Here is a 17,798-nt window from a genome sequence, read left to right on the forward strand (position 1 = left end):
CTAATAGGAATTGATTATAAAAAGATTAAACACGATCGATCTTGCGAGCTATATAAGTTCGATAAGCTACTAGCAGAGGTACGATCCACAAGGCACTTGCTAAAATTCCACCGGCAATATCACTTGGATAATGAACACCCAAATAAATACGACTGCCGGCGATGAGCGTTATCATCATGCCAATACTTATGACTAACAGAACACGACTTGCTCGAGTTGTCACGTTTCTCCAAACGATGAAGCCAAGAAGTATATACAAGCTAAAAGCTAGCATCGTATGTCCGCTTGGGAAACTATATCCACTTGCATCTGCCAATCTATAAATTTCTGGTCGCTCTCGCTTGAAGAACAGTTTGAGAATTATATTGAGCAAACCGGTACCCGCAATACCTACTAGAAGTAAAGCAGCCTGGTTTTTATATTGGAAGACAAAAAATAGTATGAGTGAAACTATACAAGCTAATAAAACAGCAATAAACCCAGATCCAATCCATGTGAAAAACTTCAGTAAAGATGTTAACCATGGCGTCTCAAGGGCTTGTACAAAACTGATGATCGTTGAATCAAACCTTTTTATCGTCGGGGTGCTAATGGAAATAGCTAAATAACTAAAGGATATCCCCAAAGCAATACAAATACTAAAAACAGTACTTAACTTCTTCATTGTCTCCCTCTTTCCAATACGTATCAATTATATAGTAAATTACGAAAAGCGGGCATAATAAAGAATACCGAACACAAACAAGTAATGGTAAAATGGACAAAACAAGTGTTTTTCAAAAGGAATGGATACGTATGATCTTTCTATTAATTGTCGGTTCTTATTTTCTAGGCAATCTACTTACGGGTTCTCTTGTAAGTCAATTGTTTCAGGGAAAAGGAATAACGGAAGAAGGCAGTGGTAATCCGGGTGCACGAAACATTGGGCGACTGTTTGGAAAAAAAGCTTTTATACTAACGTTCATTGGAGATGCAGTAAAAGGTGCGCTTCCTATTATCGTCGTTAGATTAGCAGGATTCGAATCTCTACTAGAATTTATCGTGCTACTGGCCGTAGTAGTTGGCCATATCTATCCGGTTCTCTTTTCATTTCGTGGTGGGAAAGGTGTTTCGACATTTCTTGGGGGGCTTCTTGTCATTAACCCATTCATTATAGGACCGCTCATTGGAGCATTTTTACTTCTTTATCCGTTTGTGAAAAGCTTTACGATTGCTGGATTGGGGGCAATATCAATCGTACCGATTTGTTTACTTCTATTGTCGTATGGACTTCCTACTGTACTCATAGCTTGTGTACTAATAGGGCTCATCCTTTTTGCGCATCGTACGAACATAAAAGAAAAACGTAGTTTAGGAAAGGCGTGAGATCTATGGGTTTTGTATACAAAATTGCAGAAACAACTTCAGAATTCGAACAAATTCATCGATTAAATTATGAGACTTTTGTTGAAGAAATTCCGCAACACGGTAAAAATGAATTGCATTCGCTCGTGGATAAATTTCACGATGAAAATACATATATTATTTGTTTAAAAGATGAAAAGGTTATAGGGATGTCCGCAGTTCGAAGTCAACGCCCATTCTCACTCGACGGAAAGATTGGGAAGGTAGAAAGCTACTTTACTCACACTATTGAAAACCCGGTTGAAATTCGACTTCTTTCTATTGAAAAGAACTATCGAAATGGGCGGGCATTTATGGGGCTTGCACAAGCATTGGTGCAGTACTGTTTGAAAGCTGGGTATGACGCAGCTTTCATATCGGGTACTGTCCGAGAACAAAAGCTATACAATCATTTAGGATTTGTACCATTTGCCGAACTCACAGGCAATGAAGAAGCGGCATTCCAACCGATGTATTTAACTAGAAAAACATTTGATGAAGGCATTGCTGGAAAACTTGCAAAACCGCTTATTAACTTTTTGCCAGGACCTGTTACGATTTCAAAAGAAGTACAACAAACAATAATGATGCAACCTTTCTCACATCGTTCTTCCCAGTTCAACAGTATATTGAACCGAGTGAAAGCAAAATTGACTTCACTAACCCTGGCAAAAGACGTGCAGATTCTTCATGGAACAGGTACGTTAGCTAACGACGTAATCGCGGGACAATTAAAAGTTCGTGGCGGTAAAGGGTTAATTTTAGTGAATGGCGAATTTGGTTCTAGGCTCACGGATCACGCAACTCGTTTTGGTTTGGATTTTGAAACACTAGAAGCTGAATGGGGAAAGGGATTCGATAAGCAACAACTTGGAATTCAACTTTCAACAAATTCCTATGATTGGCTATGGGCGGTTCAAAGCGAAACGTCAACAGGTGTACTGAATGATATAGAGATGTTGAAAGAGGCTTGTTCAGAGGACAATATCGCGCTAGTTGTCGATTGCATAAGTGCAATTGGAGTCGTACCTGTTAATCTTCAAGGTGTTTTATTTGCATCCGGAGTGAGTGGGAAAGGGTTAATGAGCTATACGGGAATTTCATTTGTTTTTCATAATGAAGAAGTACTTCCAAATGAGACGTTACCGCGTTATTTGGATCTTGGAACGTATGTCAAAGCAAACGGAATCCCTTACTCGCAATCGTCCAACCTACTATCAGCACTAGATACAGCCCTTCAAAAATACGGGAACCCTAGTGAAATCTATGATTTAGTTTTTGAACGCGCTAAAAAAATACGTACAAGTTTGGAAGAAATAAGTTTTTCTGTGCTTGCGGATGAAAAAGTTGCAACACCAGCTATTCTTACGATTCAAATGCCTGAAAATATGTCAGTAAAAAAATTGGGCGATAATTTATTTATGAATGGTTTCCATGTTCATTATGAAAGCGATTATTTGAAAAAGAGGAATTTATTCCAAATCGCCTGTCTCAATCACGTGACAGAAAAAGATTTGTACAATATGCTTAGTGTATTACGAATATTGTCAAGCACACATATAAAATAAGGAGAGATGTTAATAATGAAAGAACTACAGTCGATCGAAGAATGGAATAACGTTTTAGAAGAATCAAAAAAGGGACCTTTACTAGTGCTTAAGCATAGTACTACATGTCCGATTAGTACGGGAGCCTATGACCGTGTGGAAGCTTATGAGACTGAAATGCCGAAATACTTTTTGACAGTACAAGATAGTCGTCCAGTTTCCAATGAAATGGCCGAAAAACTAGATGTTGAACATCAATCTCCACAACTATTTATCATTAATAACGGTGAACAAGTATGGAATGCATCTCACACCGTTATCTTAGCTTCTGAAATCAACAGAGGATTAGCAGAAAACAACCTCGCTTAACATGTGGACAACTTGATTTAAAAGTTATGCACATGTAAACAACTCTTTAATTCAACTATGCACATGTGGATAGGACTTTCCTTAGTAAATAAGGGAAGTCTTATTTTTTTATCGTAAATTTACTCAAACTAATAAGTAAGCATGTGAAATACTTCACAATACATGACAGTTATCATATGAAAGTCATGACACTTATCTCTATTGCAAAATGTGACTAGGTACTATTATTAGATATAACGAATGAATAAAAAATAAGAACAACCACTAGGGAGGATAACATGAGTAAAGAAAAAACAAAGCAGTTGCACAAAGATGTTGCCCCATTTGCAAAGTCAGACAATAAAAAGAGCGTAATACAACTTATAAACACAATTCCACCATTTCTAATCCTATGGTTTCTGGCGTATCAAAGTTTGTCAATCTCCATCTGGCTAACACTTGGTTTCGCAGTTATCGCCGCAGGTTTTGTAATTCGAACATTCATTATCTTTCATGACTGTACACATGGTTCGTTTTTCAGAAATAGAAAGTTGAACGATATCGTTGGTACAATGACTGGAGTACTTACACTTTTTGCTTATGAAAAGTGGAAGCGTGAGCACGCGATTCACCATGCATCAAGTTCAAATCTTGATAAGCGCGGAATTGGTGACATTTGGGTTATGACAGTTGAAGAATATGTAGCAGCTACAAAATGGCAACGTTTCGCTTACCGCGTGTATCGTAGCCCAATCGTTCTTTTTGGATTTGGACCGATTTACCTTATTTTAATAACAAGCCGATTTAATAGAAAAGATGCACGTAAAAAAGAGCGCAACAATACGCATTTAATCAATGCAATTTTGGTTGTACTTTATACAGTAATGATTCTACTTGTTGGATGGCAGGCATTTGTAATCGTTCAAGGATCGATTATGTTTGTAGCAGGTTCTCTAGGAATTTGGTTATTCTACATTCAACATACGTTTGAAGATTCGTATTTTGAAGAAGAGTCCGAGTGGGATTATGTAAAAGCTGCGATTGACGGAAGTTCATATTACAAACTTCCAAAAGTATTGCAATGGGCAACTGGTAATATTGGGTACCATCACGTTCATCACTTATCACCTCGTGTGCCAAACTATAATTTAGAATTAGCACATGAATCTGTGCCACCACTTCACAACACAACGACAATTACGATTAAAACAAGTTTAGCATCGTTAAAGTATCGTTTGTATGATGAAGACAAGAAGAGATTCATCAGTTTTAAAGAAGTTAAGGACCGTTTGAAACTGCCGAAAACTTCAATTGATTTGAAACCAAAGCGTACGAGTTTTGATGTTAAATAATTCGTAGAAAAAATACGCATCTGGCAAGTTCCAGTTCCTAAGCTGGAATTGAGCTTCAAGGATGTCAAAGTCTTTATAAATAGGAAAAGAAAAGCCATTCGACACTAGTTGAATGGCTTTTCCTTTATCTATAATTAGGGTTATAATGGAACAATCAGATAGGCGGTGAATGAATAGCGTGCAAAGTTGGTACAGTATTTTTCCGAAAAATCCATGGTTAAGTATTTACGCATGGGTCGTGTTTTGCTTATTGCCGTTCTTTTTCATCTTCAGATCATCCTCACCATTAGAAATTTTTATAGGCATTTCGTTATTATTATTATATTTTCTTTCTTTTATTTTTTCCTTTCGCTCAAAAAGTGGCCTTGTTTATATGTGGCTTAGTTTCGAAATGGTTATTAACGTAATTATGACGCTGCTTTTTGGCTATGTGTACTTATCAATCTTTACCGCATTTTTTATTGGAAACATACGAAATTCAGTTGGTTTTTTCATAATGTATGGGCTGCACATTGCTTTTTCGATTGGTGCAATTGTAACAGGATTTTTTATAGATATAAATTTGTTTCTGCCTCAAGTTCACTTCATCATTATTTCGATTATCGGGACGATCCTTTTACCGTTTAACTTGTACAATCGAAATAAAAGAGAGAAGTTGGAGGGCCAATTGGAGTTTGCAGAAGAGCGCATTTCTGAATTGATCATTTTAGAGGAACGGGAACGAATTTCTCGAGATTTACATGACACATTAGGGCAAAAACTATCCCTCATCGGCTTGAAAAGTGATTTAGCTGGAAAGTTGGTATCACGTGATCCGAGAGCAGCCGAAAAAGAGTTGCACGATATTCGACAGACAGCAAGTACAGCACTAAAAGAAGTGAGAGAACTCGTTGCAGACATGCGCGCAACGAAGTTGGAAGACGAACTAATACGAATCAAACAAATGCTGAAGGCTGCTGAAATGGATGTAACGATAGAGGGAGATCCTTCGTTTACTCAAATACCGGCAATTGTTGAAAATGTACTAAGTATGTGCTTAAAAGAAGCCGTGACCAATGTTGTGAAACATAGTTACGGAACAACTTGCCATGTGAAATTCGAACAATTGGCAAATGAATTCGTTATAGACGTCGAAGATAATGGAATTGGAATTACTAGAGGCGGCGAGACGATGCCGGGTAGTGGATTAAAAGGAATGCGAGAACGACTTGAATTTGTCAACGGAAGTTTAACCGTAGAAGGTGGGAAAGGAACAAAACTTTCGATTCGAGTGCCTGCAGTTATTAAACATATTGTGGAGAGTGATTGATATGATACGCATTGTGATAGCAGAAGACCAAGGGATGATGCTAGGAGCACTGGGATCATTGCTGAATATGGAAGATGATATGCAAGTCGTTGGTCGTGCAAAAAATGGCCAAGAAGCAGTAGATTTAGTGAACGAACATGAACCAGATGTGTGCATTATGGATATTGAAATGCCTGTCAAAACAGGACTCGATGCGGCTGAAGAGTTGCAGTCGTCTGCCTGCAAAATTATAATTTTAACAACCTTCGCACGTGCAGGTTATTTTGAACGTGCACGGAAAGCCGGTGTCCGTGGTTACTTATTAAAAGATAGCCCGATTGAAGATCTTGTCAATTCGATACGAACGATTATGGATGGACGACGTATCTATGCACCTGAATTGGTCGATATTGCGTATGGAGATGGGGATATTACTGAAAATCCACTGACGGATCGTGAAAGCCAAGTACTTGAATTAATTGCCGAAGGAAGAACGACGAAGGAAATCGCAGGCGAACTTTATCTAACACCAGGCACGGTCAGGAATTACATTTCTACAATTCTTGATAAACTAGGTGTTGGTAATCGAATCGAAGCAATTTCTCGCTTTAAAGAAAAAGGTTGGTTTAAATAAAAAGGCAAATAGGATTTTAACCAAATCCTGTTTGCTTTTTTTCTGACTTGAATCGGTTCAACATGTACAAGGGGGAATGAATGATGAATAAAAATTCACTGGGTTATGCAAAGAAATTAGATGAAACCGACGAACTCTCGGACTTTAGAAATGAGTTTTATCTCAAGGGAAACAGTATATATATGGATGGGAATTCACTAGGTTTGCTATCGAAACGTGCGGAAGAGACATTGTTAGATATGTTGAATTCCTGGAAAACGCTCGGAATTGATGGCTGGACGGAAGGGGACAATCCATGGTTTTATTTGTCGGAGTCGGTTGGGGAACAAATGGCTCCAATTGTAGGAGGTAAAAAAGGGGAAGTTATAGCTGCAGGATCGACAACGGGGAATTTACACCAGTTGGTTGCGACATTTTACAAACCTGCTGGGAATAGAACAAAAATCCTTGCGGATGAACTAAATTTCCCTTCAGATATATATGCGCTGAAGAGCCAATTGGCACTCAAAGGGTATGATCCCGCAGAGCATCTTGTTCGTGTGAAAAGTCGCGATGGCAGTTGTTTAACAGAAGAAGACCTGATCGAAGCAATGACAGACGATATTGCGTTGATTGTATTGCCAGGGGTTCTGTACCGAAGTGGTCAAGTGCTTGATATGGAGCGGTTAACAAAGGCAGCACATGAACGTGGGATCTTGATCGGATTCGACTTATGTCATTCGGTCGGTTCAGTTGAACATGCACTTCATGATTGGAATGTGGATTTCGCATTTTGGTGTACGTATAAGCATTTGAACGGAGGACCCGGTTCGGTTGGTGGCTTGTTTGTTCATGAACAACATTTCGGAACAGCGCCAGGGCTTGCAGGATGGTTTGGTTCAAAAAAGGAAACACAATTTGATATGGACCATTCGATGGATCCTGCTTCAGACGCGGGTGCCTATCAAATCGGAACACCGAATTTACTAAGTTTAGCACCTGTTATCGGATCGCTCAAAATGTTCGAAGAAGCAGGTATGGCACGCATCCGTAAAAAGTCACTTCAACTAACAAGCTACTTTTTGGAATTAATTCAACATGAATTGCCAGACTGTGGATTCTCAATCGGAAATCCAATGGATGAGTCACGTGGCGGGCATATCTTACTTGAACATCAAGAGGCGGCACGAATTTGTAAAGCGCTTAAAACAGATGGCGTTATTCCAGACTTTCGTGCACCAAACGGAGTTCGACTGGCGCCCGTTGCACTGTATAATTCATTTGAAGATGTTTGGCATACGGTACAAAAGTTGAAACTCATTATGGATGAAAAACGCTATGAACAATTTGAAAATAAGCGAGGTGTCGTCGCATGACATGGATAGATATTTCACAACCTCTGCGAAATGGGATTGCCGAATGGCCTGGAGATACACCGTTTTCCTATGAAGTCGCATTTAGTAAAGAAGAGACCGGATCCGTAAATATCGGAAAAATTACGACGAGTACACATATGGGCACGCACATTGATGCACCGTTTCATTTCGATAACGATGGGTTGAAGGTGCTTGATTTACCGATTGATTTGTATATCGGAAAGGCACGCGTCGTTGATGTTACGGGAAAGGAAAGCATCGGCCGTGCGGAACTTGAAGCCCTCGATTTTGGCGGAGCGGAGCGTGTTTTACTTAAAACAGGAAAACGTGCGGATTTGACTGTTTTTCCGGAAGTGTTTCCATTTTTACGCGCGGATATTGGACCTTTATTGAACGAACGAGGTGTTCGCTTAATTGGGGTGGATACACCGTCAGTTGACCCAGAACAAAGCAAAACATTGGATGCACATCATGCATTGCATGCGAATGGTGTCCATATATTAGAAAACCTAGTTCTGGATGAAATAGAGGCCGGTGATTATGAATTAATTGCACTGCCTTTAGCACTTGCGGATAGCGATGGAAGTCCAGTGCGCGCAGTGTTGCGACCGATTAAAGGAGTGAACTAAATGGATGACAAAGGAATTTACACAGACTTTAAAGAACAAATGACGTACGGTGAATACTTGAATCTCGATAAAGTATTGACGAGCCAAACACGGTTATCTGGACATCATGACGAAATGCTATTCATCATCATTCACCAAGTGAGTGAGCTTTGGATGAAACTAATTTTGCATGAGGTAAACTCAGCAATCGTAGCGATTGAACAAGGCGAATTGCCAGAAGCGTTCAAAATGCTGGCGCGTGTGTCTCGAGTTCAAACCCAGATTATTCAAGCTTGGGATGTCCTTGCAACGCTCACACCTGCTGAATACATGGAGTTCCGTGAAGAATTGGGCAGGTCTTCTGGTTTTCAGTCGTACCAAAACCGAATGATCGAGTTCGGTCTTGGGTATAAGCAACCGCATATTTTGAAGATTTATGAGAAAGACGAAGAATTGTCCAAAGAGCTTGAGGCAGCTTATAAATCACCAAGTATATACGATGTAGCTATCCGCGCACTCTCAAAAGCAGGGCTACCGATTAATCCAGACCTGTTGACGCGTGATTTTTCAGTAACCTATACAGGCGATCAAACCGTCGCCGATGCTTGGCTAAACGTATATCGTAATATCGATACGTATTGGGACTTATATCAACTAGCCGAAAAGTTAGTGGATATTGAGGACAGTCACCAACAGTGGCGTTTCCGACATATGAAGACGGTCGAGCGGATTATCGGATTTAAAAAAGGTACGGGTGGTTCGTCGGGTGTCGATTATTTAAAGTCGGTATTGGATCACCGTTTTTTCCCGGAACTATGGGATGTTCGAACACAACTTTAATGATAGCTTATGCCTTTCCATTCACTTGGAAGGGCTTTTCTTTATTTGAGAACTAAAACCTTCAGAAAACCTTCATAAATATCCTAGGAAATTCTTCATACCTATCTGGCATGATAGGTATAGTGCGATATTGATTTTAAAGAAGGTGTGATAGGAATGAAGAGATGGATATTAATTATGGTAGTTTGCATGTTCGCTGTAACATACGTTGTAAAAGATAAAGGAATGGTTACTAAATTAGCCGACACGAATAAAGAAGTAAGAGCAGCTATCGTCATGGACACTGAAACGGGAACTGTACTTTATGAAGAAGATAGCCAAAAGTTGTTGCCTATTGCGAGCATGTCGAAGTTGATGACGCAATATCTAGTTTTAAATGCCTTAGAAAAAGGGGCATTATCTTGGGAGCAAACGTATAGACCGAGTGATCATGTTCTAGAAATGACACAGAATACTTCTGTTGTTAAGTTGGGAATGTCTCCAAGTAAAGCTTACTCGGTAAGTGAAATGTTCACTGCTATGACTGTAATCTCAGCAAATGATGCGGCAAGTGCGCTAGCTGAAATGGTTGGTGGGACTGAAGAATCTTTTGTCTCTATGATGAATGAGCAAGCGAAAGCTTTCGGTATGATGGATACTACGTTTTTCACAGCGAGTGGTCTTGATGGAAACTACATCGGTAAAGGAAAAGAGTATACAAATATTTCTTCTGCAAGGGATGTAGCAACGATTGCGCAGCAACTACTGTTGAATCACCCCGAAATACTAGAGTTTACGAAAATGACGGACTTCACAACGAGTGAAGGGATTCGGCTTTGGAGCACCAACCAAATGTTGGCCGGGATGCCACATGCTATGCCTGGAATCGACGGATTAAAAACGGGCTATACGAAAGAAGCAGGTTCCTGTTTTGCGAGTACCGGAGTATTTAATGGTAAACGGATCGTGTCGGTTGTTATTGGTGTAAATGCAGACGGTGAAGATAGGACGAGTCCTAGGTTTAATGTAACGAGAGATCTAATTGAGCAGTATGTACTTAACTAATCCTTCGCGAACTATATGTTCAGATATTTCGTGCTATATTTCCCGGGAAATCGACAAAATCTGCGTTGTGGGAATAAAACCGTTCAATGCGGGAGCAAACTCACACGTTACGGCAATAAACTCGAGGGTTGCGGGTGCAACTCACTCAGTACGGGAGCAACACGCAGCGCAACGAGAACAACGCCAATAACTTCACCTAGAAAACAAAAAAATCGACCTCTTAGTCGATTTTTGGCTTCATTTCCTTATGTGTAAAGGGACATTTTCCAACGATGGGCTCACTATCATCGCCGATGAAAAATTGCTTCCACTCATTGTGTGTCGGATCACCAAAATGACTGATGTCAGGATGTTTCGGCAACCCATCCCATAATTCAACGCGTTCACGTACCTTTTCCCGTGACATAATGCCACCTTTTTCTGTGCCTAATAGTCCTTCAAAAATTCTTCGCGGTTGAAAGCCAAGAACCATTGAATTTCCCAAATGACGTGTCTTTCGTTGTTTATAAGCGGGGGCATTCCCGAAAGCAAAAATAGGTTCACCATTAAATCTGAAATCCCATAAATAATGATCCGGATCACGTGGACTATCTTCGGGCCATTCGATGGGATCTTTATCATGTAAATACTGTAAAATATTCCAAAACTGTGCGCGATACTCTTCAATTGAACCTTCTTCTTTAAAAGGTTCAACAAATACAAATAAGCCATGCCTCTTTAGTTTAGGAGCGTCAAATAGCTTCAAAAACTCTTCTAAAGCAATAGGTAAATTCGTCCAATCCTTTTGTGTTATATAAGCATATCGCAGTTCTCCACCTAATTCTGCTGCCATACCAAAGTAGCAAGGAAAGGTTTTCAACGTTACGATTTCATGAAATGTTTTGTATTCATTTAATAACCAATTAGGTAAATCCGTACGTTCCAATAAATCCTCTTTCGTGAATAAAGTTATTCCTTTTTGCGTCATTAGAATCACCTCTATTCTATACTAACAAAAATTCCACGTTTAAAGAACAACGACTAGGGAATACCATATAACAGAACGTAATTTTTGGGAGGATATTAAAGAATGAATGCATCATCACAAGAAGTAGCTACAAATCAATGCAACACAGAGTATGATACGCTGCAACGCGTCATTTTATGCCAACCTAAATTTATGGCGATTGAAGAAGTAATCAATGATGTACAAAAAAAGTATGAAGATGAAAATATAAATGTCGAATTGGCCATGGCACAACATGAAGAATTTGAAAAAAAGCTGAAAGAGCAAGGTGTAGAAGTAATCAAGCTTTCGTCATCTGAACAGTTTCCGGAACAAGTTTTCACTAGGGACATTGGATTTTCTGTTGGGAAATCTATGTTTGTTGCTGAAATGGCAAGTGATATTCGTAAAGGTGAAGAAAAGGCACTAGAGGAATGGTTAGAAGAAAAAGAAATACCCTTTCATGCGACAACAAATCGTGTGGAAGGCGGAGATGTCATCGTAGACAGTGATAAATTATTCGTTGGAATCAGTAGCCGAACCTCAAAAGAAGCGGTTCGTAAATTAAAGGATGATTTAACTGCACATGAAGTTATCCAAGTACCTTTTGATGAAAAATACCTTCATTTGGATTGTGTCTTTAACATCTTATCACCAGAAATCGGGCTTATTTTTCCAAAGGCATTTGATCAGAAAACGCTCGACAGCCTCCTGTCAAAATACACGCTTATCGAAGTCACGGAAGAAGAACAGTTTACGATGGGTACAAATGTATTATCGATTGGCAATAAAAAAGTATTCAGCCTGCCACAGAACAAAAAGGTGAACAACGCGATGCGTGCACATGGATTCACCGTTATCGAAGTCGATTTTTCTGAGATTATCAAATCAGGAGGCTCATTTCGATGCTGTACAATGCCAATTGAAAGAGAATGATGAAATAAACTGATTTGAAACATAATTTATGGCCTTCGAAGTGGTACACTTGTAAAAAGTGCTGCTTCGAAGGTTTTTTTGTTTTGCAATAGAAGGGGGTAATCGATTTGAAAGTCTCTTTATTCATCACTTGTATGTGTGATATTTTTGCATCAAATGTCGGAAAAGATACGGTAGAAGTTTTAGAGCGAGTTGGATGTGAGGTTGATTTTCCAGAAGCCCAGACTTGCTGTGGCCAGCCGGCATACAATAGCGGCTATTTAGAAAACACGAAAAAGACGATGCAACATATGATGAAAACATTTAAGGATGCAGAATATGTCGTTGGACCGTCGGGATCTTGTGTGGCCATGTTGAGAGAATACGAAACGATTTTTCGGGGCGATCCGGTATGGGAAGAAGAAGCAAAAAAGTTAGCTAGAAAATCATTTGAACTTACTCAGTTCTTAGTTGAAGTGATGGGACTTGTAGATGTTGGATCTACTTTTAAAGGTAAGGTAACGTACCATCCATCATGTCACATGACTCGTCTTTTAGGTGTAAAAGATGCACCTCGCAAACTGTTGGAAGCAATCAAAGGCGTGGAACTGGTCAATCTTCCACAAAGTGAAGATTGTTGCGGATTTGGTGGAACCTTTTCGGTGCAAAATTCTGTTATTTCCGGGGAAATGGTACAAGAAAAAGTGAATCATGTTGTTGAAACAGAAGCAGAGTATTTGGTCGGTGGAGATATGGCTTGCCTAATGAATATAGGAGGGCGCTTGTCGAGGGAAGGTCAAACTATTAAAGTAGTCCATCTTGCGGAAATCCTAAATCATCGTTAAAAAGGAGGGAACTTGATGAGCATCAAAATTAAAGACGGTTCGTTTGATAACCGAGTGCAAGATGCAATCGAAAATGACTTCATGCTTCAATCGGTTGCCTCAGCACAAGGCCGATTTAGAACTAGAAAAGAAGTTGCAACGGAAGAATTAGGGAACTGGGAAGAGTGGCGTACATTAGGGGAAGAAATTCGTACACATACACTTCAACATCTTGACTATTATTTGCAACAATTAAGCGATAACCTTTCTAAACGTGGGGGCAAGGTCTATTTTGCGGAAACAGCCGCGGATGCCAATGCGTATATTCAAGCTGTTGTAAAAAGTAAAAATGCAAAAAAAGTTGTGAAGTCGAAATCGATGGTAACTGAAGAAATTGGTCTGAATAAAGCCCTGCAAGAAGCCGGCGCTGAAGTAGTGGAAACCGATTTAGGCGAATGGATATTGCAATTGGACGGCGATGTACCATCTCATATTGTTACGCCCGCTTTGCATTTGAATAAAGACCAAATTCGGCAGACATTCATAGATGAAAGAGGGTATACGAAATCCAATTCCCCTGAAGAATTGGGTTTATTCGCTCGCGAACAACTACGAAAAGACTTCTTATCGGCTGATATTGGCATTACGGGCTGCAACTTTGCGGTCGCTGAATCAGGGGCGGTCACTTTTGTGACGAATGAAGGAAACGCGAGGTTAACAACTTCGTTACCGGATACACAAATTACAGTAATGGGAATGGAACGCATTGTTCCAACATGGGAAGAACTCGACGTACTTGTTAGTTTATTAACACGAGCTGCAGTTGGACAAAAATTAACAAGCTACGTCACGGCAATTACAGGAACACGGTTGGAAGGGGAAGTCGATGGTCCAGAGGAGTATCATTTAGTCATTGTAGACAATGGGCGCTCGAAAATTTTAGGAACGGAATTCGAATCAGCCCTTCACTGCATCCGATGTGCAGCGTGCATAAATGTATGTCCGGTCTATCGGCATATTGGTGGCCATGCGTACGGTTCCATATATCCGGGTCCGATTGGCGCAGTGCTCACTCCGTTACTCGATGGCTATGAAAATCATAAAGAACTTCCGCATGCATCGACCTTGTGTGCTGCTTGCACAGACGTTTGTCCTGTGAAAATACCGTTACATAATCATTTGATTCGCCATCGTGAAATTATGGTTGAACAAAAGATTACGCCGTCGATGGAAAAAGTTGCGATGGATGGATTTGTGAAATGGTCCTCACATCCAGCTGCCTATAAATTAAGCACAAAATTGGCCCGCACTGCACTTAAACCTTGGACGAAAAATGAAACAATTTCAAACGGTCCAGGTCCATTAAAAGGGTGGACTGCGCAGCGTGATTTTCCAGCACCTAGCAAGCAAAGTTTTCGTTCATGGTTTAAGGAACGCCAAAAAGAGGGGGGATCACAATGAGCATTCAAAACCGAGATCCTTTTTTGGATAAATTAGCAAGCAGGCTTGGACGTCCCAGGATTACGGAACCTGTTAAACGACCAACCTGGAGTTTGTCTCCGCAGTGGGATGTATACAAAGATTACTCCCAAGATGAATTGGTAGACGTACTAGAAAAGCAGTGCAAAGTTATCCATACCCACTTCAAACGGACAACACTAGCCAACTTATCTGTGCTGCTGAAAGAAGTAATTCAAGCGCATGACGGAAACAAAGTAATTGCAGCGAACGATCAACGCAATGCAAAGTTTGGACTCGATTTGATCTACAAAGAACTCCAATCGAGTGGTGTTGACATTCGCCAGTGGGATGCATCAATCGGTAAGGCGAACCAAGTATTTGCTGAACGAGCAGACATCGGTATCACGTTTAGCGATGTTACTTTGGCTGAATCAGGGACTGTGACTTTATTTAACGATAAAGACAATGGGCGCTCCATTAGTTTATTGCCAAGAGTACACGTAGTCATTATCCCGAAAAGCACAATCGTTCCAAGGATGACACAAGCTGTTAAACAAATTCACGATGCGAACCAACAAGGAGAAGCCGTTCCCTCTTGTATTAGCTTTATTTCTGGACCGAGTAACAGCGCGGATATTGAAATGAACCTAATTGTGGGTGTACATGGACCTGTAGAGGCTACATATATTGTAATAGAAGATGAATAGTGTCAAAATAGGAAATGTGCTATAATTTTAGAATATTAAGGTAATTGTTTCGACGAGAATCTGAAATGTGCATTGACTAGGGTCCCGCGACTTCAAAGTCATCAAAGAGTAGAACCATATTTGATGAAATAAAACCTTAATACTAGAACAATAAGAGAGGAGTCGAGTTTCAATAGAGCCCTGTTAAACTGGCTCTATTTTCACAGAAGGGTTTGTAGATTAAGTTAGTTTTGACTAGTTAGCTAGTGGATCGATTCATAAATGGGAGATTTATAAAGTGAAATTGGAGGAGAGATTAGTTTATGAAAAATGTATATATTATTGACGGCGCACGGACAGCATTCGCTGAATTCGGAGGGTCGTTTGCAAAGGTTGACGCAACGGAGTTAGGAACAGTGACAGCTATTGAGGCAATGAAACGGTCCAATGTACAACCTGAACAAGTAGATCAGGTTGTTTATGGGAACGTCATTCATACAGGTAAGAATGCATCCTATCTTTCAAGACATATTGGATTGAATGCAGGAATTCCACAAGAAGTTCCGGCGCTTACATTAAATCGATTATGTGGTTCGGGTATGCAGGCCGTTGTGACAGCTGCCCAATCAATAGTATTAGAAGAAGCGAATATTGTTCTAGCAGGTGGTGCGGAAAACATGTCGCAATCACCGTATTCAAACTTTGAACAAAGATTCGGTGGGGCGAAGATGGGCAACCTTCAATTTGAAGATATGCTTCAAGCGACATTGGTCGATCAGTATACGGGAAGCGGAATGGGAATGACAGCAGAAAACTTGGCTGAACAGTACTCATTTACTAGAGAAGAACAAGATGCATTTGCTATCGAATCGCATCAGCGAGCTACTAAGTCCGTAGAAGACGGAATATTCGCTGAAGAAATTGTTGCAGTTGAGATTAAAACTCGAAAAGGTACAGTTACGGTTGACAAGGATGAGCATATTCGACCGGAAGTAGATTTGGCAGGAATGGCTAAGCTCCGTCCAGCTTTTAAAAAGGATGGAACAGTTACAGCAGGTAATGCTTCAGGGATTAATGACGGGGCGGCGTCTCTAATTGTAGCAAGTGAGAAAGCGGTTACAGAACATGATTTACAGCCAATTGCACGCATTGTTTCATGGGGAATCGTTGGAGTAGATCCAACAATTATGGGGATTGGCCCAGTGCCTGCAATAAGACAAGCGCTTGAACGTGCGAATTTGACAATTGACGATATGGACATCGTTGAAATAAATGAAGCCTTTGCGGCTCAATATTTATCTGTTGAAAAAGAATTGGGACTGGATCGATCAAAAACAAACGTCAATGGCGGAGCAATTGCTCTTGGGCATCCTGTAGGGGTAAGTGGCACAAGAATCCTACTTTCTGCAGCCTATGAACTGAAACGTCGGAATGGCAAATATGCAGTAGCGAGTTTATGTATTGGTGGCGGACAAGGAATTGCAGTGGTGATTGCAAATGATTAAATTACCGGTTATTGTTGCTCCAATGTTCTTAGTCTCAACTCCACAAATGACAATAGAAGCAGGGAAGGCTGGAGTTATTGGTTCTTTTCCACTTTTGAATGCGCGCCCAATTGAAAAATGTGCAGAGTGGCTACAGGAAGTAAAAGATGGCCTGGGAGATATTCCGTGGGCAGTTAATTTTATTTGCCATAAAAAAACAAATTCACGATATGGAGACGACCTGGAACTAATCCGAAAATATGAGCCACCTATTGTTATTACTTCACTCGGACATCCCGGAGAAGTTCGTGAAGTCGTTCATGCATACGGAGGCTTAGTGTATTCAGACGTTGCGAATGTTGGACACGCCAAAAAGGCTGCTCAAACGGGCGTGGATGGGTTGATTTTAGTCTGTTCAGGTGCGGGAGGACACGGGGGAATGTTAAACCCGTTCGCCTTTATTGCCGCAGTCAAGGAGTTTTATGGAGGTACAATTATTTTGTCAGGATCTATTTCTACAGGCGTAGATGTTGCGGCAGCAAAGTTAATGGGTGCTGATTATGCCTATTTAGGCACTCGTTTCATAGCAGCTGAAGAAAGTAGCGCACAAGAAGAATATAAACAAATGGTAATCGATGCGACGATTGAAGACGTTTTATATACAGATTCTTTTAGTGGCGTTCATGCAAATATACTCATACCTAGTTTACTAAAAGCAGGTATTGATCCAACGACATTAAAGTCAAAAGATGAAGTTGATTTATCTCATTTAGTAGACGTGAAAGCTTGGCGCGATATTTGGTCCGCAGGGCAGGGAGTTACAACAGTGACGAAACGTGAAACAACAAAAGAAATTGTAGAAACGCTTATCACGGAGTATGAGGAAGGGGTAGCGATTCTTGTACGAAGAGATTAATGGTACCGCCGTGCGAATTGGATCTAACGGAATTCCAGCTGATTTTTATAGAAAGTTGTCGGTACTTGAAAAGCGCCCAGCCAAATTTCCGTTGAAAGCTTCAGACTTGCCGGATATGTTTGAATAAA

19 protein-coding genes are annotated in these 17,798 nt (G+C 40.3%); 17 read left to right on the top strand and 2 right to left on the bottom strand.

Annotation, left to right across the window (positions count from 1 at the left end):
- Positions 1-25: 25 nt before the first annotated feature.
- On the bottom strand, positions 26-664 hold the full coding sequence (locus ACXYMX_RS04125; RefSeq protein ID WP_459042972.1) for a phosphatase PAP2 family protein: 639 nt from the start codon (positions 662-664) through the stop codon (positions 26-28).
- 131 nt (positions 665-795) lie between these two features.
- Between ACXYMX_RS04125 and ACXYMX_RS04130 the strand changes: the two genes are divergently transcribed.
- The 10 genes from ACXYMX_RS04130 to ACXYMX_RS04175 all read left to right on the top strand — a co-directional run bounded on the left by ACXYMX_RS04130 (position 796) and on the right by ACXYMX_RS04175 (position 10,399).
- Positions 796-1,365, top strand: a complete 570-nt coding sequence (locus ACXYMX_RS04130) for a glycerol-3-phosphate acyltransferase (protein ID WP_459042973.1) — start codon at positions 796-798, stop codon at positions 1,363-1,365.
- 5 nt (positions 1,366-1,370) lie between these two features.
- Complete coding sequence (locus ACXYMX_RS04135; RefSeq protein ID WP_459042974.1) at positions 1,371-2,951, top strand: aminotransferase class V-fold PLP-dependent enzyme; 1,581 nt, start codon at positions 1,371-1,373, stop codon at positions 2,949-2,951.
- Positions 2,952-2,966: 15 nt separating this feature from the next.
- On the top strand, positions 2,967-3,299 hold the full coding sequence (gene ytxJ, locus ACXYMX_RS04140) for a bacillithiol system redox-active protein YtxJ (RefSeq protein ID WP_459042975.1): 333 nt from the start codon (positions 2,967-2,969) through the stop codon (positions 3,297-3,299).
- A 278-nt stretch (positions 3,300-3,577) separates the two neighbouring features.
- Positions 3,578-4,630 carry a Delta(5) desaturase DesA gene (gene desA / locus ACXYMX_RS04145; RefSeq protein WP_459042976.1) on the top strand — a complete coding sequence of 351 codons (1,053 nt, stop codon included), beginning with the start codon at positions 3,578-3,580 and terminating at the stop codon, positions 4,628-4,630.
- 178 nt (positions 4,631-4,808) lie between these two features.
- Positions 4,809-5,939, top strand: coding sequence for a sensor histidine kinase (locus tag ACXYMX_RS04150; RefSeq protein ID WP_459043166.1), 1,131 nt, complete (start codon positions 4,809-4,811; stop codon positions 5,937-5,939).
- Between the two features lies 1 nt (position 5,940).
- Complete coding sequence (locus ACXYMX_RS04155; RefSeq protein WP_459042977.1) at positions 5,941-6,552, top strand: response regulator; 612 nt, start codon at positions 5,941-5,943, stop codon at positions 6,550-6,552.
- 83 nt (positions 6,553-6,635) lie between these two features.
- Entirely contained in the window at positions 6,636-7,907 is a 1,272-nt protein-coding gene (gene kynU, locus ACXYMX_RS04160) for a kynureninase (RefSeq protein ID WP_459042978.1), read from the top strand.
- Positions 7,904-8,536, top strand: coding sequence for an arylformamidase (gene kynB / locus ACXYMX_RS04165; RefSeq protein WP_459042979.1), 633 nt, complete (start codon positions 7,904-7,906; stop codon positions 8,534-8,536). Before kynU ends, kynB begins: the two co-directional genes overlap by 4 nt.
- Positions 8,537-9,355 (top strand): tryptophan 2,3-dioxygenase, encoded by an 819-nt coding sequence (gene kynA, locus ACXYMX_RS04170; protein WP_459042980.1) that lies wholly within the window; start codon positions 8,537-8,539, stop codon positions 9,353-9,355.
- Positions 9,356-9,511: 156 nt separating this feature from the next.
- A complete protein-coding gene (locus ACXYMX_RS04175) occupies positions 9,512-10,399 on the top strand; it encodes a D-alanyl-D-alanine carboxypeptidase family protein (RefSeq protein WP_459042981.1) in 888 nt (295 codons plus the stop codon).
- A gap of 220 nt (positions 10,400-10,619) precedes the next feature.
- Here ACXYMX_RS04175 and ACXYMX_RS04180 read toward each other — a convergent pair whose 3' ends face one another.
- Positions 10,620-11,366: a YqcI/YcgG family protein gene (locus ACXYMX_RS04180; RefSeq protein WP_459042982.1), complete on the bottom strand. Its 747-nt coding sequence runs from the start codon at positions 11,364-11,366 to the stop codon at positions 10,620-10,622.
- 102 nt (positions 11,367-11,468) lie between these two features.
- Here ACXYMX_RS04180 and ACXYMX_RS04185 point away from each other — a divergent pair, with 102 nt between their 5' ends.
- The 7 genes from ACXYMX_RS04185 (at position 11,469) to ACXYMX_RS04215 (ending at position 17,797) form a co-directional block, all read left to right on the top strand.
- Positions 11,469-12,320, top strand: a complete 852-nt coding sequence (locus ACXYMX_RS04185) for a dimethylarginine dimethylaminohydrolase family protein (protein WP_459042983.1) — start codon at positions 11,469-11,471, stop codon at positions 12,318-12,320.
- 107 nt (positions 12,321-12,427) lie between these two features.
- Positions 12,428-13,144, top strand: a complete 717-nt coding sequence (locus ACXYMX_RS04190; protein ID WP_459042984.1) for a (Fe-S)-binding protein — start codon at positions 12,428-12,430, stop codon at positions 13,142-13,144.
- Positions 13,145-13,159: 15 nt separating this feature from the next.
- A complete protein-coding gene (locus ACXYMX_RS04195; protein WP_459042985.1) occupies positions 13,160-14,584 on the top strand; it encodes a LutB/LldF family L-lactate oxidation iron-sulfur protein in 1,425 nt (474 codons plus the stop codon).
- Positions 14,581-15,291: a LutC/YkgG family protein gene (locus ACXYMX_RS04200; protein ID WP_459042986.1), complete on the top strand. Its 711-nt coding sequence runs from the start codon at positions 14,581-14,583 to the stop codon at positions 15,289-15,291. Before ACXYMX_RS04195 ends, ACXYMX_RS04200 begins: the two co-directional genes overlap by 4 nt.
- 302 nt (positions 15,292-15,593) lie before the next feature.
- A complete protein-coding gene (locus ACXYMX_RS04205) occupies positions 15,594-16,775 on the top strand; it encodes an acetyl-CoA C-acetyltransferase (protein ID WP_459042987.1) in 1,182 nt (393 codons plus the stop codon).
- The gene (locus ACXYMX_RS04210) at positions 16,768-17,670 is read left to right on the top strand and encodes an NAD(P)H-dependent flavin oxidoreductase (RefSeq protein ID WP_459042988.1); all 903 of its coding nucleotides are present in this window, start codon (positions 16,768-16,770) and stop codon (positions 17,668-17,670) included. The genes ACXYMX_RS04205 and ACXYMX_RS04210 overlap by 8 nt, the downstream gene beginning before the upstream one ends.
- A complete protein-coding gene (locus tag ACXYMX_RS04215; RefSeq protein ID WP_459042989.1) occupies positions 17,654-17,797 on the top strand; it encodes a hypothetical protein in 144 nt (47 codons plus the stop codon). The genes ACXYMX_RS04210 and ACXYMX_RS04215 overlap by 17 nt, the downstream gene beginning before the upstream one ends.
- The last annotated feature ends 1 nt before the right edge of the window (position 17,798 follow it).

It is taken from the genome of Sporosarcina sp. CAU 1771, assembly GCF_054482775.1.

What these genes read in the sequence shown, in the direction of transcription:
- kynA (WP_459042980.1), top strand. Translation starts at nt 8,537, where the DNA reads ATGGATGACAAAGGAATTTACACAGACTTTAAAGAACAAATGACGTAC.
- ACXYMX_RS04135 (WP_459042974.1), top strand. Translation starts at nt 1,371, where the DNA reads ATGGGTTTTGTATACAAAATTGCAGAAACAACTTCAGAATTCGAACAA.
- ytxJ (WP_459042975.1), top strand. Translation starts at nt 2,967, where the DNA reads ATGAAAGAACTACAGTCGATCGAAGAATGGAATAACGTTTTAGAAGAA.
- ACXYMX_RS04210 (WP_459042988.1), top strand. Translation starts at nt 16,768, where the DNA reads ATGATTAAATTACCGGTTATTGTTGCTCCAATGTTCTTAGTCTCAACT.
- ACXYMX_RS04205 (WP_459042987.1), top strand. Translation starts at nt 15,594, where the DNA reads ATGAAAAATGTATATATTATTGACGGCGCACGGACAGCATTCGCTGAA.
- kynB (WP_459042979.1), top strand. Translation starts at nt 7,904, where the DNA reads ATGACATGGATAGATATTTCACAACCTCTGCGAAATGGGATTGCCGAA.
- ACXYMX_RS04125 (WP_459042972.1), bottom strand. Translation starts at nt 664, where the DNA reads ATGAAGAAGTTAAGTACTGTTTTTAGTATTTGTATTGCTTTGGGGATA.
- ACXYMX_RS04130 (WP_459042973.1), top strand. Translation starts at nt 796, where the DNA reads ATGATCTTTCTATTAATTGTCGGTTCTTATTTTCTAGGCAATCTACTT.
- desA (WP_459042976.1), top strand. Translation starts at nt 3,578, where the DNA reads ATGAGTAAAGAAAAAACAAAGCAGTTGCACAAAGATGTTGCCCCATTT.
- ACXYMX_RS04155 (WP_459042977.1), top strand. Translation starts at nt 5,941, where the DNA reads ATGATACGCATTGTGATAGCAGAAGACCAAGGGATGATGCTAGGAGCA.
- ACXYMX_RS04175 (WP_459042981.1), top strand. Translation starts at nt 9,512, where the DNA reads ATGAAGAGATGGATATTAATTATGGTAGTTTGCATGTTCGCTGTAACA.
- ACXYMX_RS04195 (WP_459042985.1), top strand. Translation starts at nt 13,160, where the DNA reads ATGAGCATCAAAATTAAAGACGGTTCGTTTGATAACCGAGTGCAAGAT.
- kynU (WP_459042978.1), top strand. Translation starts at nt 6,636, where the DNA reads ATGAATAAAAATTCACTGGGTTATGCAAAGAAATTAGATGAAACCGAC.
- ACXYMX_RS04185 (WP_459042983.1), top strand. Translation starts at nt 11,469, where the DNA reads ATGAATGCATCATCACAAGAAGTAGCTACAAATCAATGCAACACAGAG.
- ACXYMX_RS04200 (WP_459042986.1), top strand. Translation starts at nt 14,581, where the DNA reads ATGAGCATTCAAAACCGAGATCCTTTTTTGGATAAATTAGCAAGCAGG.
- ACXYMX_RS04180 (WP_459042982.1), bottom strand. Translation starts at nt 11,366, where the DNA reads ATGACGCAAAAAGGAATAACTTTATTCACGAAAGAGGATTTATTGGAA.